At 74.5% G+C, this 22,334-nt stretch carries 18 protein-coding genes and 2 pseudogenes; 4 read left to right on the top strand and 16 right to left on the bottom strand.

From position 1 onward, the window contains the following. Positions 1 to 594, top strand: a complete 594-nt coding sequence (locus SLP03_RS03530) for an ATP/GTP-binding protein (RefSeq protein WP_319459039.1) — start codon at positions 1 to 3, stop codon at positions 592 to 594. 106 nt (positions 595 to 700) lie between these two features. Here SLP03_RS03530 and SLP03_RS03525 read toward each other — a convergent pair whose 3' ends face one another. From SLP03_RS03525 to SLP03_RS03515, 3 genes are all read right to left on the bottom strand, one after another. After that, a complete protein-coding gene (locus SLP03_RS03525) occupies positions 701 to 1,081 on the bottom strand; it encodes a hypothetical protein (RefSeq protein ID WP_319459038.1) in 381 nt (126 codons plus the stop codon). Positions 1,082 to 1,186: 105 nt separating this feature from the next. Further along, entirely contained in the window at positions 1,187 to 3,595 is a 2,409-nt protein-coding gene (locus SLP03_RS03520; protein ID WP_319459037.1) for a transposase, read from the bottom strand. Positions 3,596 to 3,637: 42 nt separating this feature from the next. Further along, a complete protein-coding gene (locus SLP03_RS03515) occupies positions 3,638 to 4,561 on the bottom strand; it encodes a DNA primase (RefSeq protein ID WP_319459036.1) in 924 nt (307 codons plus the stop codon). A gap of 149 nt (positions 4,562 to 4,710) precedes the next feature. Here SLP03_RS03515 and SLP03_RS03510 point away from each other — a divergent pair, with 149 nt between their 5' ends. Next, entirely contained in the window at positions 4,711 to 5,052 is a 342-nt protein-coding gene (locus SLP03_RS03510; RefSeq protein ID WP_319459035.1) for a PadR family transcriptional regulator, read from the top strand. 97 nt (positions 5,053 to 5,149) lie between these two features. On the opposite strand, the gene SLP03_RS03505 is transcribed toward SLP03_RS03510, so the two are convergent. From SLP03_RS03505 to deoC, 10 genes are all read right to left on the bottom strand, one after another. After that, on the bottom strand, positions 5,150 to 5,818 hold the full coding sequence (locus SLP03_RS03505; protein WP_319459034.1) for a permease prefix domain 1-containing protein: 669 nt from the start codon (positions 5,816 to 5,818) through the stop codon (positions 5,150 to 5,152). A 57-nt stretch (positions 5,819 to 5,875) separates the two neighbouring features. Then, positions 5,876 to 7,990 carry a thiol reductant ABC exporter subunit CydC gene (cydC, locus tag SLP03_RS03500; RefSeq protein ID WP_319459033.1) on the bottom strand — a complete coding sequence of 705 codons (2,115 nt, stop codon included), beginning with the start codon at positions 7,988 to 7,990 and terminating at the stop codon, positions 5,876 to 5,878. Next, on the bottom strand, positions 7,990 to 9,666 hold the full coding sequence (gene cydD, locus SLP03_RS03495; RefSeq protein WP_319459032.1) for a thiol reductant ABC exporter subunit CydD: 1,677 nt from the start codon (positions 9,664 to 9,666) through the stop codon (positions 7,990 to 7,992). Before cydD ends, cydC begins: the two co-directional genes overlap by 1 nt. Next, entirely contained in the window at positions 9,663 to 10,670 is a 1,008-nt protein-coding gene (cydB, locus tag SLP03_RS03490; protein WP_319459031.1) for a cytochrome d ubiquinol oxidase subunit II, read from the bottom strand. Before cydB ends, cydD begins: the two co-directional genes overlap by 4 nt. Before the next feature lie 11 nt (positions 10,671 to 10,681). Next, complete coding sequence (locus SLP03_RS03485) at positions 10,682 to 11,929, bottom strand: cytochrome ubiquinol oxidase subunit I (protein WP_319459030.1); 1,248 nt, start codon at positions 11,927 to 11,929, stop codon at positions 10,682 to 10,684. A 176-nt stretch (positions 11,930 to 12,105) separates the two neighbouring features. Then, on the bottom strand, positions 12,106 to 13,011 hold the full coding sequence (locus tag SLP03_RS03480) for a M56 family metallopeptidase (RefSeq protein WP_319459029.1): 906 nt from the start codon (positions 13,009 to 13,011) through the stop codon (positions 12,106 to 12,108). Positions 13,012 to 13,021: 10 nt separating this feature from the next. Then, complete coding sequence (locus SLP03_RS03475) at positions 13,022 to 13,483, bottom strand: BlaI/MecI/CopY family transcriptional regulator (RefSeq protein ID WP_319459028.1); 462 nt, start codon at positions 13,481 to 13,483, stop codon at positions 13,022 to 13,024. 91 nt (positions 13,484 to 13,574) lie between these two features. Then, entirely contained in the window at positions 13,575 to 14,399 is an 825-nt protein-coding gene (locus SLP03_RS03470; protein ID WP_319459027.1) for an aldehyde dehydrogenase family protein, read from the bottom strand. Further along, on the bottom strand, positions 14,392 to 15,822 hold the full coding sequence (locus SLP03_RS03465) for an aldehyde dehydrogenase family protein (RefSeq protein ID WP_319459026.1): 1,431 nt from the start codon (positions 15,820 to 15,822) through the stop codon (positions 14,392 to 14,394). The genes SLP03_RS03470 and SLP03_RS03465 overlap by 8 nt, the downstream gene beginning before the upstream one ends. Positions 15,823 to 15,827: 5 nt before the next feature. Further along, entirely contained in the window at positions 15,828 to 16,787 is a 960-nt protein-coding gene (gene deoC / locus SLP03_RS03460) for a deoxyribose-phosphate aldolase (RefSeq protein ID WP_319459025.1), read from the bottom strand. Between the two features lie 136 nt (positions 16,788 to 16,923). On the opposite strand from deoC, the gene upp reads away from it, so the two are divergent. Both upp and SLP03_RS03450 read left to right on the top strand, forming a co-directional pair. Further along, positions 16,924 to 17,556 carry a uracil phosphoribosyltransferase gene (gene upp / locus SLP03_RS03455; RefSeq protein ID WP_319459024.1) on the top strand — a complete coding sequence of 211 codons (633 nt, stop codon included), beginning with the start codon at positions 16,924 to 16,926 and terminating at the stop codon, positions 17,554 to 17,556. A 97-nt stretch (positions 17,557 to 17,653) separates the two neighbouring features. Next, a complete protein-coding gene (locus SLP03_RS03450) occupies positions 17,654 to 18,331 on the top strand; it encodes a GOLPH3/VPS74 family protein (RefSeq protein ID WP_319459023.1) in 678 nt (225 codons plus the stop codon). Between the two features lie 39 nt (positions 18,332 to 18,370). Here the strand turns inward: SLP03_RS03450 and SLP03_RS31500 are convergent. The 3 genes and pseudogenes from SLP03_RS31500 to SLP03_RS03440 form a co-directional block, all read right to left on the bottom strand. Beyond that, a pseudogene (locus tag SLP03_RS31500) lies at positions 18,371 to 19,066 on the bottom strand (phospho-sugar mutase); the annotation flags it as partial. Positions 19,067 to 19,141: 75 nt separating this feature from the next. Continuing rightward, positions 19,142 to 20,095: pseudogene (locus SLP03_RS31495) on the bottom strand (phospho-sugar mutase); the annotation flags it as partial. A gap of 49 nt (positions 20,096 to 20,144) precedes the next feature. After that, complete coding sequence (locus tag SLP03_RS03440) at positions 20,145 to 22,142, bottom strand: serine/threonine-protein kinase (RefSeq protein WP_319459021.1); 1,998 nt, start codon at positions 22,140 to 22,142, stop codon at positions 20,145 to 20,147. Between the last annotated feature and the right edge of the window lie 192 nt (positions 22,143 to 22,334).

Below are 22,334 nucleotides of genomic sequence, written 5' to 3'. Positions count from 1 at the left end.
ATGTCGCACCGGCCGTCGGCCCCGAGCGGGCGCGTGACGTCGGCGAAGATCGTTATCGCCGGTGGATTCGGCGTCGGCAAGACGACGCTGGTCGGCTCGGTCTCGGAGATCACGCCGCTGACCACCGAGGCGATCATGACTTCCGCCGGCGTGGGCGTCGACGACACCCGGCAGGTGCCGGGCAAGACGACGACCACGGTGGCGATGGACTTCGGTCGTATATCGATCGACCGGGATCTGATCCTGTACCTGTTCGGTACGCCGGGTCAGACGCGTTTCTGGTTCATGTGGGACGAGTTGGTCCGCGGTGCCATCGGCGCCGTAGTGCTGGTGGACACCCGTCGGTTGGCCGACTGTTTCGCCGCGATCGACTTCTTCGAGCACCGGCGGCTGCCGTACCTGGTGGCCATCAACTGCTTCGACGGCATGCAGTACCACGACCCGCAGGACGTCCGGGACGCGCTGGCCATCTCCAGCCACGTGCCCGTGGTGGCCTGCGACGCGCGGAACCGCGAGTCGACCAAGCACGTGTTGATCTCGCTGGTCGAGTACGTCCTCACCATGCGTCGCACGCGGGCGGTCGCACCCGCCTGACCGGCGTCAGAACGCGCCCGGTGACAGCCTCGGCCGTCACCGGGCGTTTCTCGCTGTCCGGCGGGGATCGCGGCCCGCCCCCCGCCGGGGATCGGGCCGCCGGTCGTCAGGCGTACGGCGTCCAGGTGCCCTGGGAGTCCCGCTCCACGCCGATGTGCCGGATCGGCGCGAAGGTGTACCCGCCGGCGATGCCCTCGGTCACCTTGGGTCTGCAGTTACGCGCGCAGCCGTCAACGGTCCACGCTGCCGGCGGGCGAGCGCCGCGACGGTGGTTGTTGGTGAGCGTCGAGCCACCCAGGCAGGCGGGGCGGACGGCGTACGCGCCCCTCCACGGCGGCGGCGTTGCCGCAGGCGAGGTTTCTTCGGCGACCGCGCCGGCGTCCAAGAAGATCGGGCCCCGGTAGCCGGCCCGGCGCAGCGCCCGGGCGGCGACGCCGGAGTCCGGGGCGGTGCCCCAGACCACCACGCCGTCCGGCTCGTCGGCCACCGCCCGTCGGGCGGCGGAGGCGAAGCTCTCCCGGCCGCCCGGACCCGGCGTCGAATTATCTGGGTGTGGGCAGGAACACGCAGGGGGCAGGCGGTGGGCGCCCGGTCAGGACCGGTAGCCCGCGGAGCGGAACTCGTACTCCCGGTCGTCGTCCCGGTCGCCGGTGTCGCGGCTGAAGTCCCAGCCGCCGGCCGACTCCCGGCCCGGGCGACCGCCGACCGCGAAACCGCCGATCTCCTGGCCGCGCCGCCAACCGCGGAAGTAACCGGTGGTGTTCTCGGCGAGGCTGGCCGCGTCCCGGACGATCCGCAGTGGACGCTCCTCGCCCATCGGCGAGCCGGGCACGAGGTTGGCCTGGGGGACACGTTTCGGCAGACCCGCTGTCGTCTCGGCACCCACCGCCGGGCGGGCCGCCTGCTCGGCGGCCTGCCAGCCGGTGTCCGCCGTGGCCGCCCAGTCCAGTTCGGACTCCTCGGTGTGACCGACGAACCAGGCGGACTTCGCCTGGGCGAAGATGAGCAGGTCACCGTCGCCCTCGTCGGAGACCGGCGAGGGCCGGTGCTCCTTCGGCGCGGGCCTCCGCTCCAGCGGTGGTGCGGGTCGCCGCTCCAGCGGTGGTGCGGGCCTCCGCTCCAGCGGTGGAGCGGGAAGGTCGGCACGGGGACCGGGTCGGCTGGCGCGGTCCGCCTCGGCCCGCTCGACCAGCCGCAGCGGCGGGGCGTCCAGACCGGGGTCGGTCTGCGGGTTCAGGCCCTCCCGCAGCGCCCGGTCGGCCAGCTGCGGTGGCTCGACCAGCCGCAGCATCGGGGGCTCCTGGGGCAGGTCGTCGGCGAGCCAGGGCGGGGTGACCCGACCCTTGCCCGGATCGGTCGGCGCGTCGATCTGCCGCCCGCCCCGGTCGCCGTACGAGTAGGCGGCCGGCGCGTCGGCGGAGCCGTCGGCGAGATCGTCGCCGTTGTTGACCAGCGGCCAGTTGGCCCGGGAGCCCGGGGGCGCGGACTCCTGGCCGGGACGGGGGGTCGGCACCGGGACGCTCAGGTCGGTCGTGCTGAAGCCGCCGGTGGGCGGCGCCAGCTCCGGGGTGGTCTTGGGGCGCGGCGGGATGATCGTCCGATGCCGTTCGGCGCGGGCACTGTTGATCGCCGCAGTGGTCAGCGTCGGCCGGAACGGCTCGCCGGCCTCTGCCGGCGGCACGTTGCCCCGCTGCGCCGGGGCGATCGGGGTGATGCCGGGCGGCGGTGGGGGCGGCGCGGAGACCGGACGGTTGGTCGGCGCGTCCACCCGGTGCGGCATCGGCGGGACCGGTTCGTGGCGTGAGGGCGGCGCGGAGATCGGCGTACCGGCGGCGGCCGGGGCGACCGGTGCCGGAGCGACGGGCGGCGGCGCGACCGGGGCCGGGGCGACCGGCGGCGGGCCGAGCGGCCGCGGCGGTAGTGGCGCCACGCCGCCGGTGAGCGGCTCGGGACGGCTGCGGCGGCCCACCGGCTCGGGCTCCGTGGGCCGGATCGCCCGCAGGCCGGTTCCGGTGCTGCTCAGGCCGGGAATCTCGCCGACCTGCTCGCCCCGACGGGCGGCGGCCCGCCGGCCGGGGACCGGCGCCGGCGTGGTGACCCGGGCGCTGAGGGCGCCGACCAGAGCCTCGCAGCCGGCGTCGCAGGCCCGGACGGAGGCGACCGCCTGCCGCACGGTCTCCGCGACGGCCGAGGTGAGCACCCGGTTGACCGTGGCCCGGCGGGGCGTCTCGGAGATGGCGACCCGCAGCGCGGTGACCGCGTCGTTGATCCGGTCGACGCTCGCGACGCCCTCGGCGGCGAGGTGCGCGGCGACGGCGTCCGCGGTGACCGAGACCTCCCCGCCCCGGGCGACGGTGCCGCCGAGCATGCCGGGCTCCGGCAGCGCGTCGAGCACCGCCAGCGAGACCGGCTCGGCCGGGTCCGGGTAGGCCCGGAGGGCGGCCGGGTAGAGCTCCCGGAGTACCTCGCGCAGCGCCACCGCGGCGGAGTGCCGCCCGTTGGCCAGGGCGGCGTGCGCGGCCAGGACCTGCTTGTAGTTCGCCAGGTCACGGGGGGCCGGCAGGGTGACCGCGGAGAGCGCGCCGGCCTGCAGGGCCCGGGCCAGCCCGACGGCGCGGCGCTCGGCCGGCGGGGACTGCATCTCCTCCAGGGAGTCGTCGTCGGCGAACCGCTCGGCGAAGTCGTCCACCAGGTCGTCGTCCGCGATCGCCAGTGGACGACCGGCGGCGCTGAGCAGCGAGGTGACCGTGTGGTCGTCGCTGTCGGCGGCGATGGCCGCACCGCTCGGCCCGCCCGACCGCTCCACGAGCAGCGCGACCAGCTGGGCGTAGCCCGCCGGGTCGTCGCTGATCTCGCAGACATGCAGCAGACGGCCTGCGTCATCGACCACAGCGGACGTCAGCGCCGAACCGGCCGAAGCCGGTCGGTCGGCTGAATCCGCCGAGGCCAGACCGCAGTACACGCGGACGAGCGCCACGGCGTCGTCCTCCTCCCGGGACACAGATCGTTACTTCTGCCAGAGACTGATGGTCCCCGTTACGGGTCAGTCGCGCCAGTCCACGACAGCAGAGATCTTGCCGACAATGGTGCGCCAACCCAAACTTGCGGTTTGTGCCCCGATTTTCCTCAGGCGCCGCCGCCCGAGGAAAGCACCGATTCCGCCGTTGACAGTGGCCCGCAGGGCCTCGTCCAGGTCGTCGAGGCTGGAGCCCGCGGAGAGCATGTCCAGCACCGCCGGTAGCCGCAGGCCGTACGCAAGGTCACGAGCGACCTCGCCGGCCTCGATCAGCAGCGTTGGGTCCCACGTGTCGTGGCCGCCGCGGAGGTTCTCCACCACCAGGTCGAGCTCGTAGGTGTCCTCGTCCAGCGGGGCGATGTCGGCCGGTTCGACCCGTTCGGACAGTTCGTTCCAGCTGTCCAGTTGGGACAGGTCGTTGGGCGCACCGGATCGGACGAAGCTGACCAGCGACTCCGGGGTCTTGAACAGCAGCAGCCGGCCGCGGTGGCTGAGGAAGACGGGCACTTCCTCGTCGCCCGCGGCGTCCTCGTCCTCGTCCTCGTCGGCCTCCTCGTCCGCCGCCTCGGTGGCGCCGTGCCGGCGACCCTCGGGCCGCTCGTCCTCGGCGTCCTCCTCCGCGGACAGGGCGGCGAACTCCTCGTCGAGGATCACCATCTCTCCGTCCTCGGCCTCGGCCTCGACGGCCTGACGGCGGGCCAGGAAGGGGTCGTCCTCGTCGCGCTCGGTGACGTCGGTCGGGGTCAGCTCCCGCGCGGTCCGGTACGCCCGCAGGGTGAAGCCGGTGCCGGCGGGCAGGGCGATCTCCACCGGGTCGATCCGCAGCTCGTCCCAGAGCGCGCGGTCGGCCGCCGGGCGGTCGACGTCGACCTCGTCTGCTGCGGCCGACGCGGTGCTGTCGTCGAGCTCGGGCTCGTCGGCATCGGGCCGTTGGGGCGACTGGCGGGCCACGCTGACCTCCGGGTGCTTTCGGGTTTGCCCACCCGGCGACACCTTCGGCCGCCGGGTGACTCTGCGCACATACCCTAGTGGGCGACCCGATGAGGCCGGGACCGCACCCCGGTGGCGTCCCGGCGGACGGACAAGTAGCGTTGCTACGCATGAAGGCCCAGGCGCTGCACGGACATCTGGACGCGCTGCTGCTGGCGGTGCTGGAGCAGGGCGAACTTCACGGGTACGCGATCATCGAGGCGCTCCGGGCGCGCAGCGACGGGGCGCTGGACCTGCCCACGGGCACCATCTATCCGGCGCTGCGCCGACTGGAACGGGCCGGTTACGTCGCCAGCTCCTGGAGCACCGTCAACGGCCGGGAACGACGGACCTACCAGCTCACCGACGCCGGCGGGCGCGCGCTGGCCGGCGAGCGGGCCGGCTGGCGCGAGTTCAGCGCGACCGTCGGCCGGTTCCTCGGCGCCGACCACCCGCCGACCGCACCCGCCTGACCCCGGACGGCCGCTCGCCGCCCGGGTCCCGCTCGCCGGTCCGACGCCCGCCGCGGGCGGCCGGACCACCGCCCGCGCCGGCGGCGGGCAGGCGGCGTCACCGGGCGGTAAGCAGCCAGCAGCGGGCGGCCCGGGCCAGCGCGAACCAGCCCACGCCCACCAGCACCGTCCCGACGATCATCGGCGGCCAGGTCAGGGCGGCCTGCCAGAGCCCGATCGACCAGGCCAGCAGGGCGCTGGCGGCGAGCGCACCGAGGCCCAGCGCGCCGGTCAGGCCGAAACCCACCGCGCGCCCCAGGCGGGGCAGCCGGGCCGACCCGTACCGCGCGGCGAGGAAACCCAGCAGCAGCCCGGCCAGCGCCAGCCCGGCGACCAGGCCCCAGATGCCGTTCAACGAGGCGGAGAGCAGCTGGTAGCCCTCGGGCGGCGGACCCCCACGCCAGTGGGAGCCTCGCCAGGTCAGATCGCCTCCGGCCATCAACGCCACCGCCACCGCCAGCGCCCGCAGCGCCAGCCGGCGCAGCGCCCCGGCCGCCAGCTCGGCCTGGTAGCCGGGGACGAGCTGGGCGGCGCTGCCGAACTCGGCGACCGCGCGCCGCTCGGCCTCCACCGCCGGCAGGCCGCCCTCCCGGTAGGCCGCCGCGGCGTCCAGCAGCGCGTGCCGCGCCTCGGTGAGCAGGTCGGTCTTCAACCGGGCCGGCCCGCGCAGGTGCCCGGCCAACTCCCGCAGGCGATCCTCCATCAGCACGCCGTCGTACCCCCGCATGGCCTCACCCTGCCACCCGGCATGGCCCGGCGCGTCCGGGGATTTCCCGGAGACCGCTCAGGGGGTCAGGGCCAGGTAGCCGCGCTCCGCGGCCTCCTGGAGGAGCCACTGCTCCCGGTACCAGCCGGGCCGGGCCACCAGCTCGGCGTGCCGGCCGCGCTGGACCACCCGACCGGCGTCGAGCACCACGATCTCGTCCAGCTCCGCCAGGCCGCTGAGCCGGTGGCTGATCAGCAGCACGGAGTGCCCGGCCGGCGTGGCGGCCAGCGCCGAGGCGAGCACCGCGTCGGCGGCGGCCGGGTCGAGACCCTCGGTGGGCTCGTCCAGCAGCAGGACGGCGGGCGCGGCGAGCAGTGCCCGGGCCAGCGCGAGCCGCTGACGCTGCCCGCCGGAGAGCTGCCCGCCCTCCTCGCCGACCACGGTGACCCAGCCCGCCGGCTGGGCGCGTACCCAGTCGAGCAGGCCGGCGGCCCGGGTCGCGGCGGCCAGCTCCGCCTCGTCCGCGCGGGGGCGACCGAGCAGCAGGTTCTCCCGTACCGAGGCGTGGAAGACGTACGCCTCGGCGAGCAGCCCGCCGATCGCCCGAGGCAACTCCTCGGCCGGGTACGCGGACACGTCGACCCCGTCGAGGGTGACCCGGCCGGCGTCGGGGCGTATCGCGCCGGTGAGTACCGCCGCGACGGTGCTCTTGCCGGCGCCGCTCGGCCCGACCACGGCGACCCGACGACCAGCCGGCAGGTGGAGGGTGACCCGGTCCAGGGCGGGCGCCATTCCCGCCCGGTACCGGACGGTCACCTGGTCGAACCGCACGTCGTGGCCCGCCGCGCCGGCTCCGGTCCCCGTGCCGGCCCTGGTCGGGACAGGCGTCCCGGCCGTGCTCGCGGCGGTCCCGATGCCCGTCCCCGTCGGCGGGGCCGCGCCGGTCACCGGGACGGGCCCGGTGAGCAACGCGGCGACCCGGTCCAGGCCGGCGCGGAGCTGGGTGCGCTGGCGCGCCGCGCCGACCAGGGCCAGCGCGATCTCCACGGCGGCGAGGGTGCCGACGGCCAGGACGCCGACCAGCACCCCGCCGACGCCGGCGCGGAGCGCGACGAACACCACGGCGGCGGCGGTGAGCCCACCGACCAGCACCCCGGTCGCGTCGACCGCGAAGCCGGTCGCGGCGAGCCGGCGTTCCAGTTGGGCGAGGCGTCGGGCGCGCCGGTCGGCCGCCGTGAGTGCCGCGTCGGTGGCGCCGAAGGCGGCCAGGTCGGCGGCGCCGTGGGTGAGGTCGACCGCGTCCACGGCGAGCGCCCCGCGCAGCGGGGCCACCTCGTCGGCGGCCCGCCGGGTGAGCACGGTGGCCAGCGCGGGCAGCGCCACCCCGGCGACCAGCAGCCCGGCGGCCAGCACCCCGGCCGCGGGGAGCGAGATCAGCGCCGCCCCGCCGACGGCGAGCACACTCACCAGCGCGGCGGCCGCTCCCGGCACGAGCACCCGCAGGAGCAGGTCCTGCACGGCCTCCACGTCGGACACCAGTCGGCTGAGCGCGTCACCGGAGCGCTGCGAGGCGGTGTCCCGGCGGGCGGCGAGGGTGCCGAACACCCGGGCCCGGACGTCGGTGATCATGCGGAGCACGGCGTCGTGCCCGGCGAGCCGTTCGGTGTAGCGGAACACGCCCCGGCTGATGGCCAGCGCCCGGACCGCGACGATGGCCACGGTCAGCCGGTCCAGCGGGGGCCGGCCGGCGGCGCTCATCAGCAACCAGGTGGCGGTGGCCATCAGGGCCAGCCCGGCGAACTCGGTGGCGGCGGCGAGCAGCCCCGCCCCGACGAGCCGGCCCAGGTACGGCCGCGCCAACCGCAGCACGGTCCGCTCCGCCCGGGCGCCTGCGGCCCCGGCAGGCAGGTGCCGCGCGCCGGCCGCGTCGGCCGGTGGGACTCCGGCGGGTGCGGCCTCGGCGGCCACCACCCCGGTGGGGACGTCGGCGGGGGCCGGCCCGGTGGGGACGACCTCGTCGGGGGCCGGCCAGGTGGGTACGGCACCGGACGCCAGCTCCGGCGGGCCCGCCTCCGCCGGCGTGGGCGTCCCCGGGTCGCGCGCGGCCGGGGTGGTCCCGTCGGCCGAGACGCCACCTGGCACGGCCCGTCCGGCCTGGTCGGGGCGGTCGGGAATGGTCGGTCCGGTGGTCATCAGGTCGCCTTCCCGACCGGCGTGGGGGTCAGCTCGGTGACCCGGCCGTCCTCGACGCGGAGGATCCGGTCGGCGTCCTGCAGCAGTGCGGGGCGGTGCGCGACCAGCAGCGCCGTCCGCCCGGTGACCAGCCGCTGGGTGGCGGCCAGCACCACCGCCTCGCTGGCGGTGTCCAGCCGGGCGGTCGGCTCGTCGAGGAGCACCACCGGGGCGTCCCGGAGGAACGCCCGGGCGAGTGCCACCCGCTGCCGCTGGCCGCTGGAGAGGCCGTACCCGCGCTCGCCGAGCACGGTCGCCAGACCGTCGGGCAGGGCGGCGACCACCTCGGCCAGCGCGGCGTCGGTGACCGCTGTGGCCAGCGCCGCGTCGGTGGTGTCCGGCGCGCCGAGGCGGATGTTGTCGGCCAGCGAGGCGGCGAAGAGGTGCGCCCGCTGCGGCACCCAGGCCACCTGGCGGCGCCAGGCGTCGGGGTCGACGTCGGCAAGGTCCATCCCGGCCACGGTGACCCGGCCGGCGGTCGGCGTGACGAAGCCGAGCAGCAGGCCGAGCAGGGTGCTCTTGCCGGCGCCGCTCGGGCCGATGACCGCGATCCGCTCGCCGGGTCGGATGGTCAGCGTGACGTCGCGCAGCGCGGTGGTCCGCTCGTACTCGACGGTCACCGACTCGAAGCGGATCTCGCCCCGGCCGTCGGGTGCCGGAAGCGGCGCGGCGGTCGGCGCGGTGGCGGCCGGGGCGGCCGAGACGGTCAGCGCCTCGTCCAGCGCGGTGAGCCCCTCCATGCTGGCGTGGAACCGGCTGCCGGCGGCCCGCAGCGGCAGGTACGCCTCGGGGGTGAGCAGCAGCACCAGCAGCGCGGTGGAGAGGGTGATGCCGCCGCCGAGCAGCCGGATGCCCACCGGCACGGCGACCAGCGCCACCGCGAGGGTGGCGACCAGCTCCAGCACGAGCGCGGAGAGGAAGGCGATCCGCAGCGTCCGCATGGTGGCCTGCCGGTGGCCGTCGGCCATTCGGCGGACCACGTCGACCTGCGCCCGCGCCCGGCCGAAGGCGCGCAGCGTCGGCAGCCCGGCTACCATGTCGAGGAAGTGCCCGCCGAGCCGGGACAGCCGCCGCCACTGCCGCTCGGTGGCGGCCTGCGCCTGCCAGCCGAGCAGCGCGCCGAAGACCGGGATGAGCGGGAGGGTCAGCGCGATGATCAGCGCCGAGCTCCAGTCGGCGAGCGCGATCCGGGCCAGCACGGTGAGCGGCACGGTGACGCTGAGCACGAGCTGCGGGAGGTAGCCGGTGAAGTAGGCGTCCAGCGCGTCGAGCCCGCGCCCGGCGAGGGTGGCCAGCTGCCCGGCCCGCTGCCCGGCCACCCAGCCCGGGCCGTGCCGGCCGACGGCGCGGAGCAGGTCCGCGCGGAGCGCCGCCTTCACCGTCGCCGCCGCCTGGGCCGCCACCGTGCCCTGGGCCCAGCTGACCAACGCCCGGGCGGCGACCGCCGCCACGAGGCCGGCCAGCGCCGGCCGGTGCAGCCGCCCGTCGACCGCGGTCGCCAGCAGCGTGGCCAGCGCGGTGGCCTGCGCGACCACCAGCAGCGCGGTGAGCCCGCCGAGGACCGCGAGCACGCCGAGATCGCGCCGGGCCGCGGGGACCCGACGCAGCAGACGCGGGTCGAACGGGCGGCGGTTCACCAGTACACCGGTGCCCTGCCGTCGGTCCGTCCCCGGAACACCCACCAACACATTGCCTGGAAGCCTAGTAGGGCCGGCAGGAGCGGCAGCGCGAGCCAGCCCAGCAGTCGCAGGGTCGGCCCGCTCGCCGCGGCGTCGGCCACGGTCAGCCCGGCTCCCGGCTCGACCGTGGAGACCAGCGCCCAGGGCCAGAGCGCCGCCCCGACCAGCACCACCGGCAGCGCCAGGGCCGCGCTGGTGGCGGTGAAGGCCAACCCGGGCCGCCGCCGGACGAGCGCCGCTCGTGCCGCCAGCAGCGCCGCCAGCAGCACCAATGGCAGCAGTACGGCCGCCGCCGGCTGGGCCACCGCGGCGCGTACCCGGTCGGAGAGCAGGCCGAGGACGGTGGCCGCGCCGACCGTGGTGAGCGCCACCGGGACCAGCCGGCGGGCCAGCCGGGCGACCGGGGCGACCTCGACGGCCGGCAGCCGGAGCGTGAGGAACGTCGCTCCCTGCACCGCGACCAGCGACAGCATGGCCAGCGCGGCGGCGGCGACGAACGGGGTGAAGAGGTGGGTCATTCCGGTGACGTGGCCGTCGGCCCGCAGCGGTACGCCCTGGAAGAGCCCGCCGAGCAGGGCGCCCCAGCCCAGCGCGGCGAGCGCGCTGCCGCCGACGACCACCCGGTCCCAGCCGGCCCGGGCCCGCTCGCCGGACGGTCGGCTGCGCAGCTGCACCCCGGCGGTCACCAGGACCACCCCGGCCAGCGCGCCGGCCACGGCCGGGTAGAGCCCGGAGAGCAGCTCGCCCTCCAGGGTGGGGAAGGCGCCGAAGAGGATGCCGACGGTGGCTACCAGCCAGACCTCGTTGCCGAGGAAGAAGGGCCCGACCGCGGTGAGCGTCGCCCGCCGGGCGGCCGGGGTGGCGCGCCGGGCCAGCAGCAGCCCGACGCCGTAGTCGTAGCCGCCGAGCACGAGGTAGGTGGCGAAGAAGAGGCCGAGCAGGGCGTACCAGGCGAGTTCCACGGCGGGCTCCCTCAGGCGAACGCGGGTTCGGGACGGATGTCGGGGTCGGGCGCGGGCGGGCGACCGAGGGCGGGGTCGGCCGCGCCGCGGGCGGCGTGCCGGGCGAGCAGCACCCAGTTGCTGACGGCGAGGGCGCCGAGCAGCAGGCTGAAGCCGATCAGCGAGGTGAGCATGGCTCCGGCGCCGACCGGGGAGACCGCCTGCCCGGTCGGCAGCAGCCCGTACGCCACCCAGGGCTGGCGGCCGACCTCGCGGGCGATCCAGCCGAGGAGCACCGCGACGAAGGGCAGCGGCAGGGCGAGCAGCACCAGCCAGAGCGGGAACCGAAGCCGGATGAGCCAGTCGCGCCAGAGCAGCGGCAGCAGCAGCCACACGCAGGCCAGGAGGAAGCCGATGAGGATCATGAAGCCCAGCGCGGCGTCGGAGAGGGCCGGCGGGTCGTAGTTGCCGGGGCCGAACTTCGCCGTCCACTCGGCGACCAGCGCGTCCCGGTCGGGGCCGCCCGCGAACTTGGTGGGCTGCAGTTGGCCGATCGGCCCGAACTGGGCGAAGCCGAAGCCCAGGAGGACGGGCACCGCGAGGGCGACCGTGACCAGGCCGAGCCGCAGCGACTTCCGGAACAGGACGAAGTCCGGCGTGCGCCGGAGCAGGTGCCAGGCGCTCACCGCGGCCATCAGCGTGCCGCCGGCGACCAGCCCGGCCGAGAGCACGTGGCCGAAGGCGAAGCGGAGGGTGGGGTTGGTGAGCAGCGCGCCAAAGTCGGTGAGGTGGGCGATGCCGTCCCGCACCTCGTACCCGACCGGGTGCTGGAGCCAGGAGTTCGCCACCATGATCCAGAACGCCGAGGCGTACGCGGTCAGGGCGACGCCCCAGAGCAGCGCGAGGTGTACGCCGCGGCGAAGCCGGTGCCAGCCGAAGATCCACATGCCGAGGAACGTGGACTCCAGGAAGAACGCCACCAGCGTCTCGATGGCCAGCGGGGCGCCGAAGACGTTGCCGACGTAGCGCGACAGGCCGCTCCAGTTCAGCCCGAACTGGAACTCCATCACGATGCCGGTGGCGATGCCGAGCACGTAGTTGATCACGTACAGCTGGCCCCAGAAGCGCGTCAGCCGCTCGTAGATCGGCTTGCCCGTGAGGAATCCGGCGGTCTGGAGGCCGACCAGCAGGGTGACCAGGCCGAGGGTGACCACCACGAAGAGGAAGTGGATCGAGGTGGTGGTGGCGAATTGCAGACGGGCGAGGAGCAGGGTGTCCATGGCTGCCCTCCAGCGGGTTGGCTCGCTTGTCGTAGCGAGCCTACACGTAGATTATCTACGCATGACTACTACGTTGTGTCGTAAAGGATGCTACGACACAACGTAGTAGTTTGCCGTCGAGGGTGCCGCCGCCGATCGCGGACGGGTGAGAAACCCAGATGAGCTCGGGGAACGGCTCAGCTCAGGAACATCGAGATCGGCAGGGCGACCAGGGTGGCCGCCACCGCCAGCGCGGCGGCCCCGATCAGTCGCGGCGGCCGCTCCGCGACCAGCAGCCTCTGCACCCGGACGTCCAGGTCGCGGTCGCCCATGCCGAGCGCCCCGGCCGGGGTGATCCGGTCACCGCAGGCGGCGAAGCGACGCAGCGCGCCGGCCAGTGGGGCCTCGGCGTGCAGCTCGCGGGCCTTGTCGTCGGCGCGCATCTCGACCAGCAGGGCCACCCGCTCGTGTGCGTCGCGGACCCACCGGAACCAGGGCAACGCCCGGCAGAGCGCGGTGAACGGCAGCAGCACAAGGTCGTGCCGCTCCTGCGCGTGTGCCCGCTCGTGGGTGAGCACCGCCGCCAGCTCGGCGCGGTCGAGCAGGCTCAATGTCCCGGCGCTGACCACCACCCGCGGCCGCACCCCGGGCAGGCAGTACGCCGCCGCGCTTGGGTGGTCGAGCACCAGCGCGCCGGGCACGGTGGGGTCGCGGCGGGCGACCAGGGTGAGCAGGTCCCGGTGCCGGCGCTGGGCGCGAACGGTGGCGTGGACGCTGCGGACGGTCGTGGTGACCAGCACCGCGCCGATGCCGAAGCCGACTCCCACCAGCCCGAGGTGCACGGCGCCCAGCCCGGTCGGGAGGGTGCCGTGGATGAGATCGGTGGCGAGCGCCAGCAGCGCGCCGCCGGTCGGCCGGTCGTACGGGACCAGACCGAGCGCCATCGGCACGCCCATCGCGGAGAGCCCGAGCGCCAGTCCGACCGCCTGCCAGCAGACGATGGCGACCCGGGGAGCGGCCCACGTCCAGGTCGAGTGGGAGAGGGCCTGCGCGGTGAGATAGCAGGCCAGCATCGACGCGGCGAAGTGCAGGGCGAACGCCACGGCCGCCGCCCTACCGGTCCGTCGCCTCGTCGACGCGCCGCGCCCGGCCGGCGCGAGAGTCGGCGACCCGGTCGGTCAGCCCGGCCTCGCGGTCGGCGGGCCCGGTCAGCCCGGCCTCGGCGCCCAGCGCGGCCCGGAGCACGTCGGCCTCGGTGCCGGTGACCGAGCGGGCGAAGCGCACCAGCGCGGCGTCCCGGCTGCCGCCGAGATCCAGCGCGTCGAGCATGAGCTGGGCGATGTGCGCCTCGCGGCTGGCGGCGGCGCGGTAGCGCCAGGCCCGCCCTTCCCGCTCGCGCTGCACCATGTCCTTGCCGGCGAGCCGGTCCAGGACCGTCATCACCGTCGTGTAGGCCAGCTCGCGGCCGTCCAGCGCGTCCGCGACCTCCCGCACGGTGACCCCGTCCGACGTGCCCGGGACCACGTCCCACAGCACGTCCATCACCGCACGTTCCAGATCCCCAAGCCGCCTCACGCCCGCAATCCTACCCCCCGTAGTAGAGCCCTCCCATGGCAGCACGCACCCCTGAGCTCGACCCCGCGCGGACCCCAGGCCGGGAACAGACTCACACCCCCTTCGGGTGCCAGACCGTCTTCGTCTCCAGGAGCCTGGTCATCCGGGTCAGGCCCGGGTCCGCGGACCAGTCGTGGTCGACCGGCGCCGGCCGGAGCACCCGCTTCAGGTTCTGCGCCGCCTTGACCTCCAGGTCGGCCGCCAGCTCGGCGTCGGCCATCCCGGTCAGGTCGATCGCGTTCACGTCCATGTGCGCGGCCAGTGTCGGGACGGTCTCCGCCAGCCGGCCGGTCAGGATGTTGACCACGCCGCCGGGCAGGTCGGAGGTGGCCAGCACCTCGGCCAGGGTCACCGCCGCGAGCGGCTGCGCCGGCGAGGCCGCCGCCACCACCGTGTTACCGGTGACGATCGCCGGGGCGACCACGCTGACCAGGCCGAGCAACGCCGGCTGCTCCGGGGCCACCACGGCGACCACGCCGGTCGGCTCGGGCGCCGACAGGTTGAAGTACGGCCCGGCGACCGGGTTGGCCCCGCCGTACACCTGGGCGAGCTTGTCGGCCCAGCCGGCGTACCAGACCCAGCGGTCGATCGCCGCGTCCACCTCGTCGCCCGGCACGCCGAGGGCGACGAACTGCTCCCGCCGGCCCTCCAGCATCTCGGCGACCCGGTAGAGGATCTGACCCCGGTTGTACGCGGTCGCCCCGGCCCACCCCTTCACGGCGGCGCGGGCGGCGACCACCGCGTCCCGGGCGTCCTTGCGGGAGGCCAACGACACATTCGCGTCCTGCACGAGATACGACCGTCCCGACTCGCTGCGTGGGAACTTCCCGCCGATGAAGAGCTTGTACGTCTTGCGTACCGCGACCCGCTCAGACATTGAGGTAGCCCTCCAGCCCGTGCCGGCCGCCCTCGCGACCGTAGCCCGACTCCTTGTACCCGCCGAACGGCGAGGTGGGGTCGAACTTGTTGAACGTGTTGGCCCAGACCACGCCGGCGCGCAGCCGGTCGGCCATCCAGAGGATCCGGGAACCCTTGTCGGTCCAGATGCCGGCCGACAGCCCGTACGGCGTGTTGTTGGCCTTCTCGACGGCCTCGGCCGGGGTGCGGAAGGTGAGCACCGACAGCACCGGGCCGAAGATCTCCTCCCGGGCGATCCGATGCGCCTGGGTGACCCCGGTGAAGATCGTCGGCGCGAACCAGAAACCGCGGTCGGGCAGCTCGCACGGCGGCGACCAGCGCTCGGCGCCCTCGGCGGAGCCGGCGTCCGACAGCTCGCGGATCCGCGCCAGCTGGGCGGCCGAGTTGATCGCGCCGATGTCGGTGTTCTTGTCCAGCGGGTCGCCGACCCGCAGCTGGGCCATCCGGCGCTTCAGCGACTCCAGCACCCGGTCGGCGACGTTCTCCTGGACCAGCAGTCGGGAGCCGGCGCAGCAGACGTGCCCCTGGTTGAAGAAGATGCCGTTGACGATCCCCTCGACCGCCTGGTCGATCGGGGCGTCGTCGAAGACGATGTTGGCGGCCTTGCCGCCCAGCTCCAGGGTGAGCTTCTTGCGGGTGCCGGCGACCGACCGGGCGATGGCCCGGCCGACGTCGGTGGAGCCGGTGAAGGCGACCTTGTCCACGCCCGGGTGCTCGACCAGCGTCCGGCCCGTGTCGCCGGCGCCGGTGACGATGTTGACCACGCCGGCCGGCAGATCGGCCTGCTGGCAGATCTCGGCGAAGAGCAGCGCGGTCAGCGGGGTGGTCTCGGCGGGCTTCAGCACCACCGTGTTGCCGGCGGCCAGCGCCGGGGCGATCTTCCAGGCCAGCATCAGCAGCGGGAAGTTCCACGGGATGACCTGCGCGGCCACGCCGACCGGCTTCGGGTCCGGCCCGAAGCCGGCGTGGCCGAGCTTGTCGGCCCAGCCGGCGTAGTAGAAGAAGTACGCGGCGACCAGCGGCACGTCGACGTCGCGGGACTCCCTGATCGGCTTGCCGTTGTCCAGCGACTCCAGCACGGCCAGCTCGCGGGAGCGCTCCTGGAGGATCCGGGCGATCCGGAACAGGTACTTGGCCCGGTCCCGGCCCGGCATCGGACCCCAGACCTGCTCGTACGCCGCCCGGGCGGCGCGGACCGCGCGGTCCACGTCCTGCGGGCCGGCCTCGGCGACCTCGGCGAGGACCTCCTCGGAGGCCGGGTTGATCGACTTGAAGCTGCCGCCGTCGGTCGGGTCGACGAACTTCCCGTCGATGAACAGCCCGTAGGAGGCTTTCAGGTCCACCACCGAGCGGGACTCGGGGGCGGGTGCGTATTCGAACATCGCTCTCAGTCCAGGGTGAAGTAGTCGGGACCGGAGTAGACGCCGGTCGTCAGCTTGGTGCGCTGCATGAGCAGGTCGTTCAGCAGGCTGGACGCGCCGAACCGGAACCAGTCCGGGTCGAGCCAGTCGGCGCCGACGGTCTCGTTGACCATGACCAGGTACTTGATCGCGTCCTTGGTGTTCTTGATGCCGCCGGCCGGCTTCACGCCGACCTGCCGCCCGGTGGCGGCGCGGAAGTCGCGGACCGCCTCCAGCATCACCAGCGTCACCGGCAGGGTGGCCGCGACCGGGACCTTGCCGGTGGAGGTCTTGATGAAGTCGCCGCCCGCCAGCATGGCCAGCCAGGAGGCCCGCCGCACGTTGTCGTAGGTGGCCAGCTCGCCGGTCTCCAGGATCACCTTGAGGTGGGCGTCCCCGCAGGCGGACTTGGTGGCCACGATCTCGTCGTAGACCTCCTGGTAGCGCCCGGCGAGGAACGCGCCCCGGTTGATCACCATGTCGATCTCGTCGGCGCCGGCCGCGACGGCCGCCCGGGTGTCGGCGAGCTTGACCTCCAGCGGCGCCTGGCCCGACGGGAAGGCGGTGGCCACGCTGGCCAGGTGCACGCCGGAGCCGCGGAGCACCTCGGCCACGTGCGGGACCATCGCCGGGTAGACGCAGACCGCGCCGACGTGCGGGCAGGACGGGTCGGCCGGGTCGGGGCGCAGCGCCTTGGCCGCGAGGGCCCGCACCTTGCCGGGGGTGTCCGCGCCTTCGAGGGTGGTCAGGTCGATCATCCGGATGGCCAGGTCGATCGCCTGGGCCTTGGCGGTGGTCTTGATGGAGCGGGTGCCGAGCTGTGCCGCCCGCTGCTCCGCGCCGACCTGGTCCACGCCGGGTAGGCCGTGCAGGAAGGTCCGCAGAGCGGTCTCGGATCGTCCCAGCTCGGAGAGGTCCGACCGGGCCGACGTCGCTGTCGCCGTCATGCCTCGAATACTACGCATCCGCGCACCGAGTGATCATGGTCACAGGGAGCCTGTCGGCGGCGCCACACGTGAGCGGCGTCGCTGGTCGCCCCGCACCCGCAGTGCGGCCGCGCCCCGGCCGGTAGGTTGAGCGATCGTGGACGTACACGTCATTGACCACCCGCTCGCCCAGTCGCGGCTGACCGCCATGCGGGATGCCCGGACCGACTCGGCGTCGTTCCGGGCCGCACTGCACGAACTCACCACCATGCTGGTGTACGAGGCGGCGCGCTCCTTCCCCGTCGAGAAGTACCCGATTCAGACCCCGGTCACTGCCACCGAGGGCACCCGGCTGGCCAACCCGCCGCTGCTCGTGCCGGTGCTGCGGGCCGGTCTCGGCATGGCCGATGCCGCGCTCGGCCTGCTGCCCGAGTCGTCCATGGGCTTCGTCGGCCTGGCCCGTGACGAGGTGACGTACCAGCCGCGCGCCTACATGGAGTCGCTGCCCCGCGACCTCAGTGGCCTGCCGGTGCTGGTGCTCGAGCCGATGGTGGCCACCGGCGGCTCGCTGGAGCACTGCTGCCGGCTGCTCGCCGACCGGGGCTGCACCGACATCACCGTGCTCTGCGTGCTGGCTGCCCCCATGGCCATCGAGCGGCTGGAGCGGTCCGGGCTGCCGCTGCGCCTGGTGACCGCCTCGATCGACGAGGGCCTCAACGACCAGATGTTCATCGTCCCGGGCCTCGGCGACGCCGGGGACCGCCAGTTCGGCGGCATGCCCCGCTTCTGACGGACCGGACGGCCCGCCGGTCACCCGGCGGGCCGAACGGGTCGGCCGGGCGAGTTGCCGCGCGGGGGGATGCGAACTACAGCTACCGTCTCGGGCCATGACTGGTGTTGCGCTCGCCGAAGAGCTGCTGCTCCTCGCCTATGACGACGAAACTGGCAAGGCGACCATGCCGCGGATCAGCCTGGACCTCGGGATGGCCGCCGCAGTGCTGATCGAGCTGGCCCTGGCCGGCCGGATCGCGTACGCCGAGGGAAACCTGGCGGTGACCGACCCGGCGCCGACCGGCGAGCCGGTCGCCGACGAGGTGCTCGCCCGGATCGCCGCCGACACCCCGCACACGCCCTCCTCCTGGGTGCAGCGGCTGCGGCACGGCCTGCGTGACCGGATCCTCGGCGACCTGTGCGGCCAGGGGGTGGTCCGGGACGTCGACGAGACCGAGCTGGGCTTCATCCACGTGCACCGCTACCCGGTGACCGACACCTCGGTGGAGGCGGACATCCGCCGTCGGCTGGCGGAGGCGCTGACCAACGGCCAGCCGCCGGACGAGCGGACGGCCGCGTTGGCCACCCTGGTCGCGGTGCTGCGGATGGAGCCGGCGCTGGGGCTGACCGGCGACGACGCCAGGGACGCCCGCCGCCGACTGGAGGAGATCGCCGGCGGCGCCGGCTTTTCCGGCAACGTCAGCCTGGACGACTCCGTGGTCCGCCCGTCGGTCGGCCTGGTCGTCGCCGCCCTGGGCCAGGCCGTCGACGCCGCCCTCGGCAAACGCGACTGACCCCGCGCCCCTCGCCTCGACCGAGGGGACGGGTGGCGGTCAGAGGCCCAGGACGCTGGCGATCTCGGCGCGGAGCGCTGAGATCGCGGCAACCGCGCGCAGCCGGGCCGTGGGAACATCACCGTCCGTGACCGGCGCCACCACCTCCAGGTACGCCTTGAGCTTCGGTTCGGTGCCGGAGGGACGGATCACCACCCGGGCCGCGTCGCTCCGCAGGATCACCACGTCCGCCTCCGGGAGCAGGTCCGTCGACTCGGTGACCTGGTGGCCGAGCAGGGTCGTCGGGGCGTTCGCCCGGATCCGGGACATCATCCGGTCGATCATTCGCAGGTCCTCGACCCGCACCGAGAGCTGGTCGGTGTGGTGCACGCCGAACTCGGCGGCCAGCTCGTCGAGCCGGTCGCCGAGGGTACGGCCCTGCGCCTTCAGGCCGGCGGCCAGCTCGGCGACGGTCAGCGCGGCGGTGATGCCGTCCTTGTCCCGGACGTGCTCCGGCGCCACGCAGTAGCCGAGCGCCTCCTCGTACCCGAACACCAGCGGCGTGGTCCCGCCACCGGCCCGGACGATCCACTTGAAGCCGGTCAGCGTCTCGCCGTACGGCAGGCCGCGGGCCGCGCACATCGCCCCCAGCAGCGACGAGGAGACGATGGTGGTGGCGTACAGGCCGGTCACGCCCCGGCGCATCAGGTGGTCGGCGAGCAGCACCCCCACCTCGTCCCCCCGCAGCATCCGCCAGCTGCGCCGGCCTTCGCTCCCGACTGCGAGTCTCGCAAGCTCACTTTTCGCGCTCGCCGAACCCACCCCGCCGCAGAAGACCACCGCGCAGCGGTCCGCGTCCGGGTCGTTGGCGATGGCGATGTCCGCGCCGGTCGAGTCGGCCAGCGCGATCAGCCGGTCCACCGCGCCCGGCTCCTCCGGGTTGGGGAAGCTAACCGTCGGGAAGGCCGGATCCGGCTCGGCCTGGTCGGGCACAACGCCCGGCACCGGGAAGCCAGCCCGGGCGAAGGCGGCGGTCAGCACCGCCCCGCCCACCCCGTGCAGCGGCGTGTACGCCACCTTCAGGTCCCGGGAGCCGTCCGGGTCGATCACCGCGGCGGCCCGCTCCACGTACGACGCGACCAACTCGTCGCCGAGCACCTCGCCGGGCGGGCCGAGCGGCACCCGCGCCAGCGGGCCGACCGCCCGGATCGCCGCCTCGATGCCGGCGTCGGCCGGCGGCACGATCTGCGCGCCCGCGCCGAGTTCCCCGCCGAGCTGTGCGCCCAGGTAGACCTTGTAGCCGTTGTCCTGCGGCGGGTTGTGACTGGCGGTGACCATCACCCCGGCCACCGCGTCGAGGTGCCGCACCACGTACGCGAGCACCGGCGTCGGTAGCGGTCGGGGCAGCAGCAGCGCGGGACGCCCCGCCCCCGTGGCCACCTGCGCGGTGCGCTCGGCGAAGGCCCGGGAACCGTACCGGGCGTCGTACCCGATCACCAGCGGACCGGTCCCGCACTGGTCGGCGAGCCAGCCGACCAGCCCGGCGGCGGCCTGGGTGACCACCGCGAGGTTCATCCCGTTCGGGCCGGCGCGCAGCGGGCCGCGCAGCCCGGCGGTGCCGAAGGTCAGCGGCCCGGCGAACCGGTCGGCCAGCTCCGGCGCGCTGGCCGGCAACCCGTCGAGGATCGCGCGCAGCTCGTCCCGGCTGATCGGGTCGGGGTCGTCGTCGAGCCACCGCCGGGCCCGCTCGCGAAGTTCGTCAAGGTCAGTGGTTTCCGCCGCCATTGCCTCTTGATAGCACGGCGGCGGATCACCACTGGCCGTTGGCCTCGACTCAGTTGGCTCCGGTGAGCTGGAAGGAACTCGCCATCGCGTCGAAGATCGGCTTGCTCTCCGCGAAGTTGGCCTCGTTCGCGGTCAGGTAGAACGAGTAGATCTTGCCTTCCTTCACCACACCGCGCCACACCCCGTGTCGCTTGGTCGCGCCGTCGCCGCAGGTGTACTCGAACTCGGCCGCCGGCTCGCCGGCGAGCTTCGCCTCCGACATCGAGAGCTCCTCGTAGGGCTTGGCGCAGGACTTGCTCTTCTCCCGCAGGTTCCGGGAGGCGAACTCCGCCCAGGTGACCGGGGTGCCGTTCCACTGCTCGGCGAGGATCCGCACCTTGCGCCCGCTCTCCTGCGGGTCGATGTAGTCGACGAAGACCCCGCCGGTCTTCCGGTCCCAGCCCTTCGGCACCTGGACAGTGACGCCCTTGGCCGAGTGCTGCTGCATCTCCACGCCCGGCCCGGCCGGCGCCGTCGCGGTCGGCAGCGACGTCACGATCTGCCGGTTCGGCTCCTTGTCGTCGCCGAACAGGACGACCGCGCCGATCAGCAGCAGCACCGCCAGGCCGCCGGCCACGGCGAGCTGCACCGTGCGCGGCCAGCCCTTGACGGTGCCGGCCACCTTGCCGCCGGCGCCCTTCACCGCGCCCAGCGCGCCACCGGAGCCCGACCCGCCGGGGGCGGTGGCCGGCGCGGTCCACGACTGCCCGGTGCCCGGCACCGACCACTGGCCGCCGCCGTACACCGCCTGGGTGGCCTCGGGGGCGCGGCCGTACACCGGCTGGGTGGCGTCCGGGTAGATCCGCTGGGTCGCCTCGGGCGTGCCGTACGGCGTGCCCGCGCGTCCCGGCGGGGGCATCGCCCCGGTCGGGGTGTGCAGCGGACCGGCCAGCGCGTCCGCGCTGGTCTCGTCGAGCGCGGCGGCACCCGCGGCGGCCGCCGGCCCGGGGCGCCTACCCCGGCGCAGCGCGGCGAGCCGGTCGGTCAGCGACTCACTGGGCCCGATCATGGCCCGGCCACCGATCTGGCCGCTCGGCTTCGGCTCCGGCGCGGCCGGGGGCGGCGCGGACGGCCGTTGTACCGGCACCACGGCGTACGGGTCGGTGACCGAGTTGACCGCGGTGGCGGTGCTGGTCAGCGGGCCGGCGAGCAGCTCCCGCAGCATGGCCCGGGCGGTGTGCACGTCCAACCGGCGGGCCGGGTCCTTCTCCAGCAGCCCCATCAGCAACCGGGTCAGCGGGCCGCTGCGCTGCGGGGTGGCCGGCGGGTCCTCGACCACGGCGTGCATGGTCTCGATGGGGTCACCCTTGTCGAACGGCGGACGCCCCTCCACCGCGGTGTAGAGCGTGACGCCCAGCGAGAAGAGGTCGCTCGGCGGCCCGAAATCCTGGCCCAGAGCCCGTTCCGGCGAGATGAAGTGCGGCGACCCGAGCACCATGCCGGGCGTGGTGAGCTGCACGTCGGTGGGCACCCGGGCGACCCCGAAGTCAGTCAGCACGCACCGACCGTCGGAACAGATCAGCACGTTGGCCGGTTTGACGTCCCGGTGCAGCACGCTCATCGCGTGCGCGACCTCCAGCGCGCCGAGCAGGGCGATGCCGATCTTGGCGACCGCGCGGGGCGCCACCGGCCCGTCCTCGATCACCATGTCCGCGAGGCTGCGGGCGTCCAGCAGCTCCATCACGATCCACGGCCGGCCACCCTCGGTGACCACGTCGTACACCTGGACCACGGCGGGGTGCTGGATCGCGGCGGCGGCCCGGGCCTCGCGCAGGGTCCGTTCGTACATCGCGTCGCGGTCGCTCGGGGCCAGCCCCGGCGGGAGGACGACCTCCTTGACGGCAACGTCGCGGCGCAGCAGCGTGTCTGTGGCGCGCCAGACCGTGCCCATGCCGCCGTTGCCTACCGGGGACACCAGCGAGTAGCGACCACCGATGGTGGTGCCGGGTGCCGCGCGTCCGTTGGGAGGACTGACTGGTCCGCCGCTCCACGTCGGGATCTGAGTCACAGAAAAGCCACCGGGGGATATCGAGGGGGGCTGGGACACAACCCCCCTATCTTGCGGGTTCCGACGGCCGATGCGAAACCCGACGCGGCGGACGTTTACCTACTCGACGGTATGTGGGCCAGGTGTTCACCTCTCGTCGACCTCCGTCGGCCGGGTGTGCGGTATCCCTCACCCACCGACGTCCGATCCCGT

The sequence above is a fragment of the Micromonospora sp. RTP1Z1 genome (assembly GCF_033804685.1).
In the GTDB taxonomy this organism is placed as follows: domain Bacteria; phylum Actinomycetota; class Actinomycetes; order Mycobacteriales; family Micromonosporaceae; genus Micromonospora.
Note: the sequence above shows the minus strand (reverse complement) of the source record. Positions and strands in the feature narration are given on the sequence as shown.

Excerpts from the sequence above, each read along its gene's own strand:
- SLP03_RS03470 (WP_319459027.1), bottom strand. The coding sequence starts at position 14,399 with ATGTCTGAGCGGGTCGCGGTACGCAAGACGTACAAGCTCTTCATCGGC.
- deoC (WP_319459025.1), bottom strand. The coding sequence starts at position 16,787 with ATGACGGCGACAGCGACGTCGGCCCGGTCGGACCTCTCCGAGCTGGGA.
- SLP03_RS03465 (WP_319459026.1), bottom strand. The coding sequence starts at position 15,822 with ATGTTCGAATACGCACCCGCCCCCGAGTCCCGCTCGGTGGTGGACCTG.
- SLP03_RS03505 (WP_319459034.1), bottom strand. The coding sequence starts at position 5,818 with ATGCGGGGGTACGACGGCGTGCTGATGGAGGATCGCCTGCGGGAGTTG.
- cydC (WP_319459033.1), bottom strand. The coding sequence starts at position 7,990 with ATGACCACCGGACCGACCATTCCCGACCGCCCCGACCAGGCCGGACGG.
- SLP03_RS03510 (WP_319459035.1), top strand. The coding sequence starts at position 4,711 with ATGAAGGCCCAGGCGCTGCACGGACATCTGGACGCGCTGCTGCTGGCG.
- SLP03_RS03450 (WP_319459023.1), top strand. The coding sequence starts at position 17,654 with ATGACTGGTGTTGCGCTCGCCGAAGAGCTGCTGCTCCTCGCCTATGAC.
- SLP03_RS03485 (WP_319459030.1), bottom strand. The coding sequence starts at position 11,929 with ATGGACACCCTGCTCCTCGCCCGTCTGCAATTCGCCACCACCACCTCG.
- SLP03_RS03530 (WP_319459039.1), top strand. The coding sequence starts at position 1 with ATGTCGCACCGGCCGTCGGCCCCGAGCGGGCGCGTGACGTCGGCGAAG.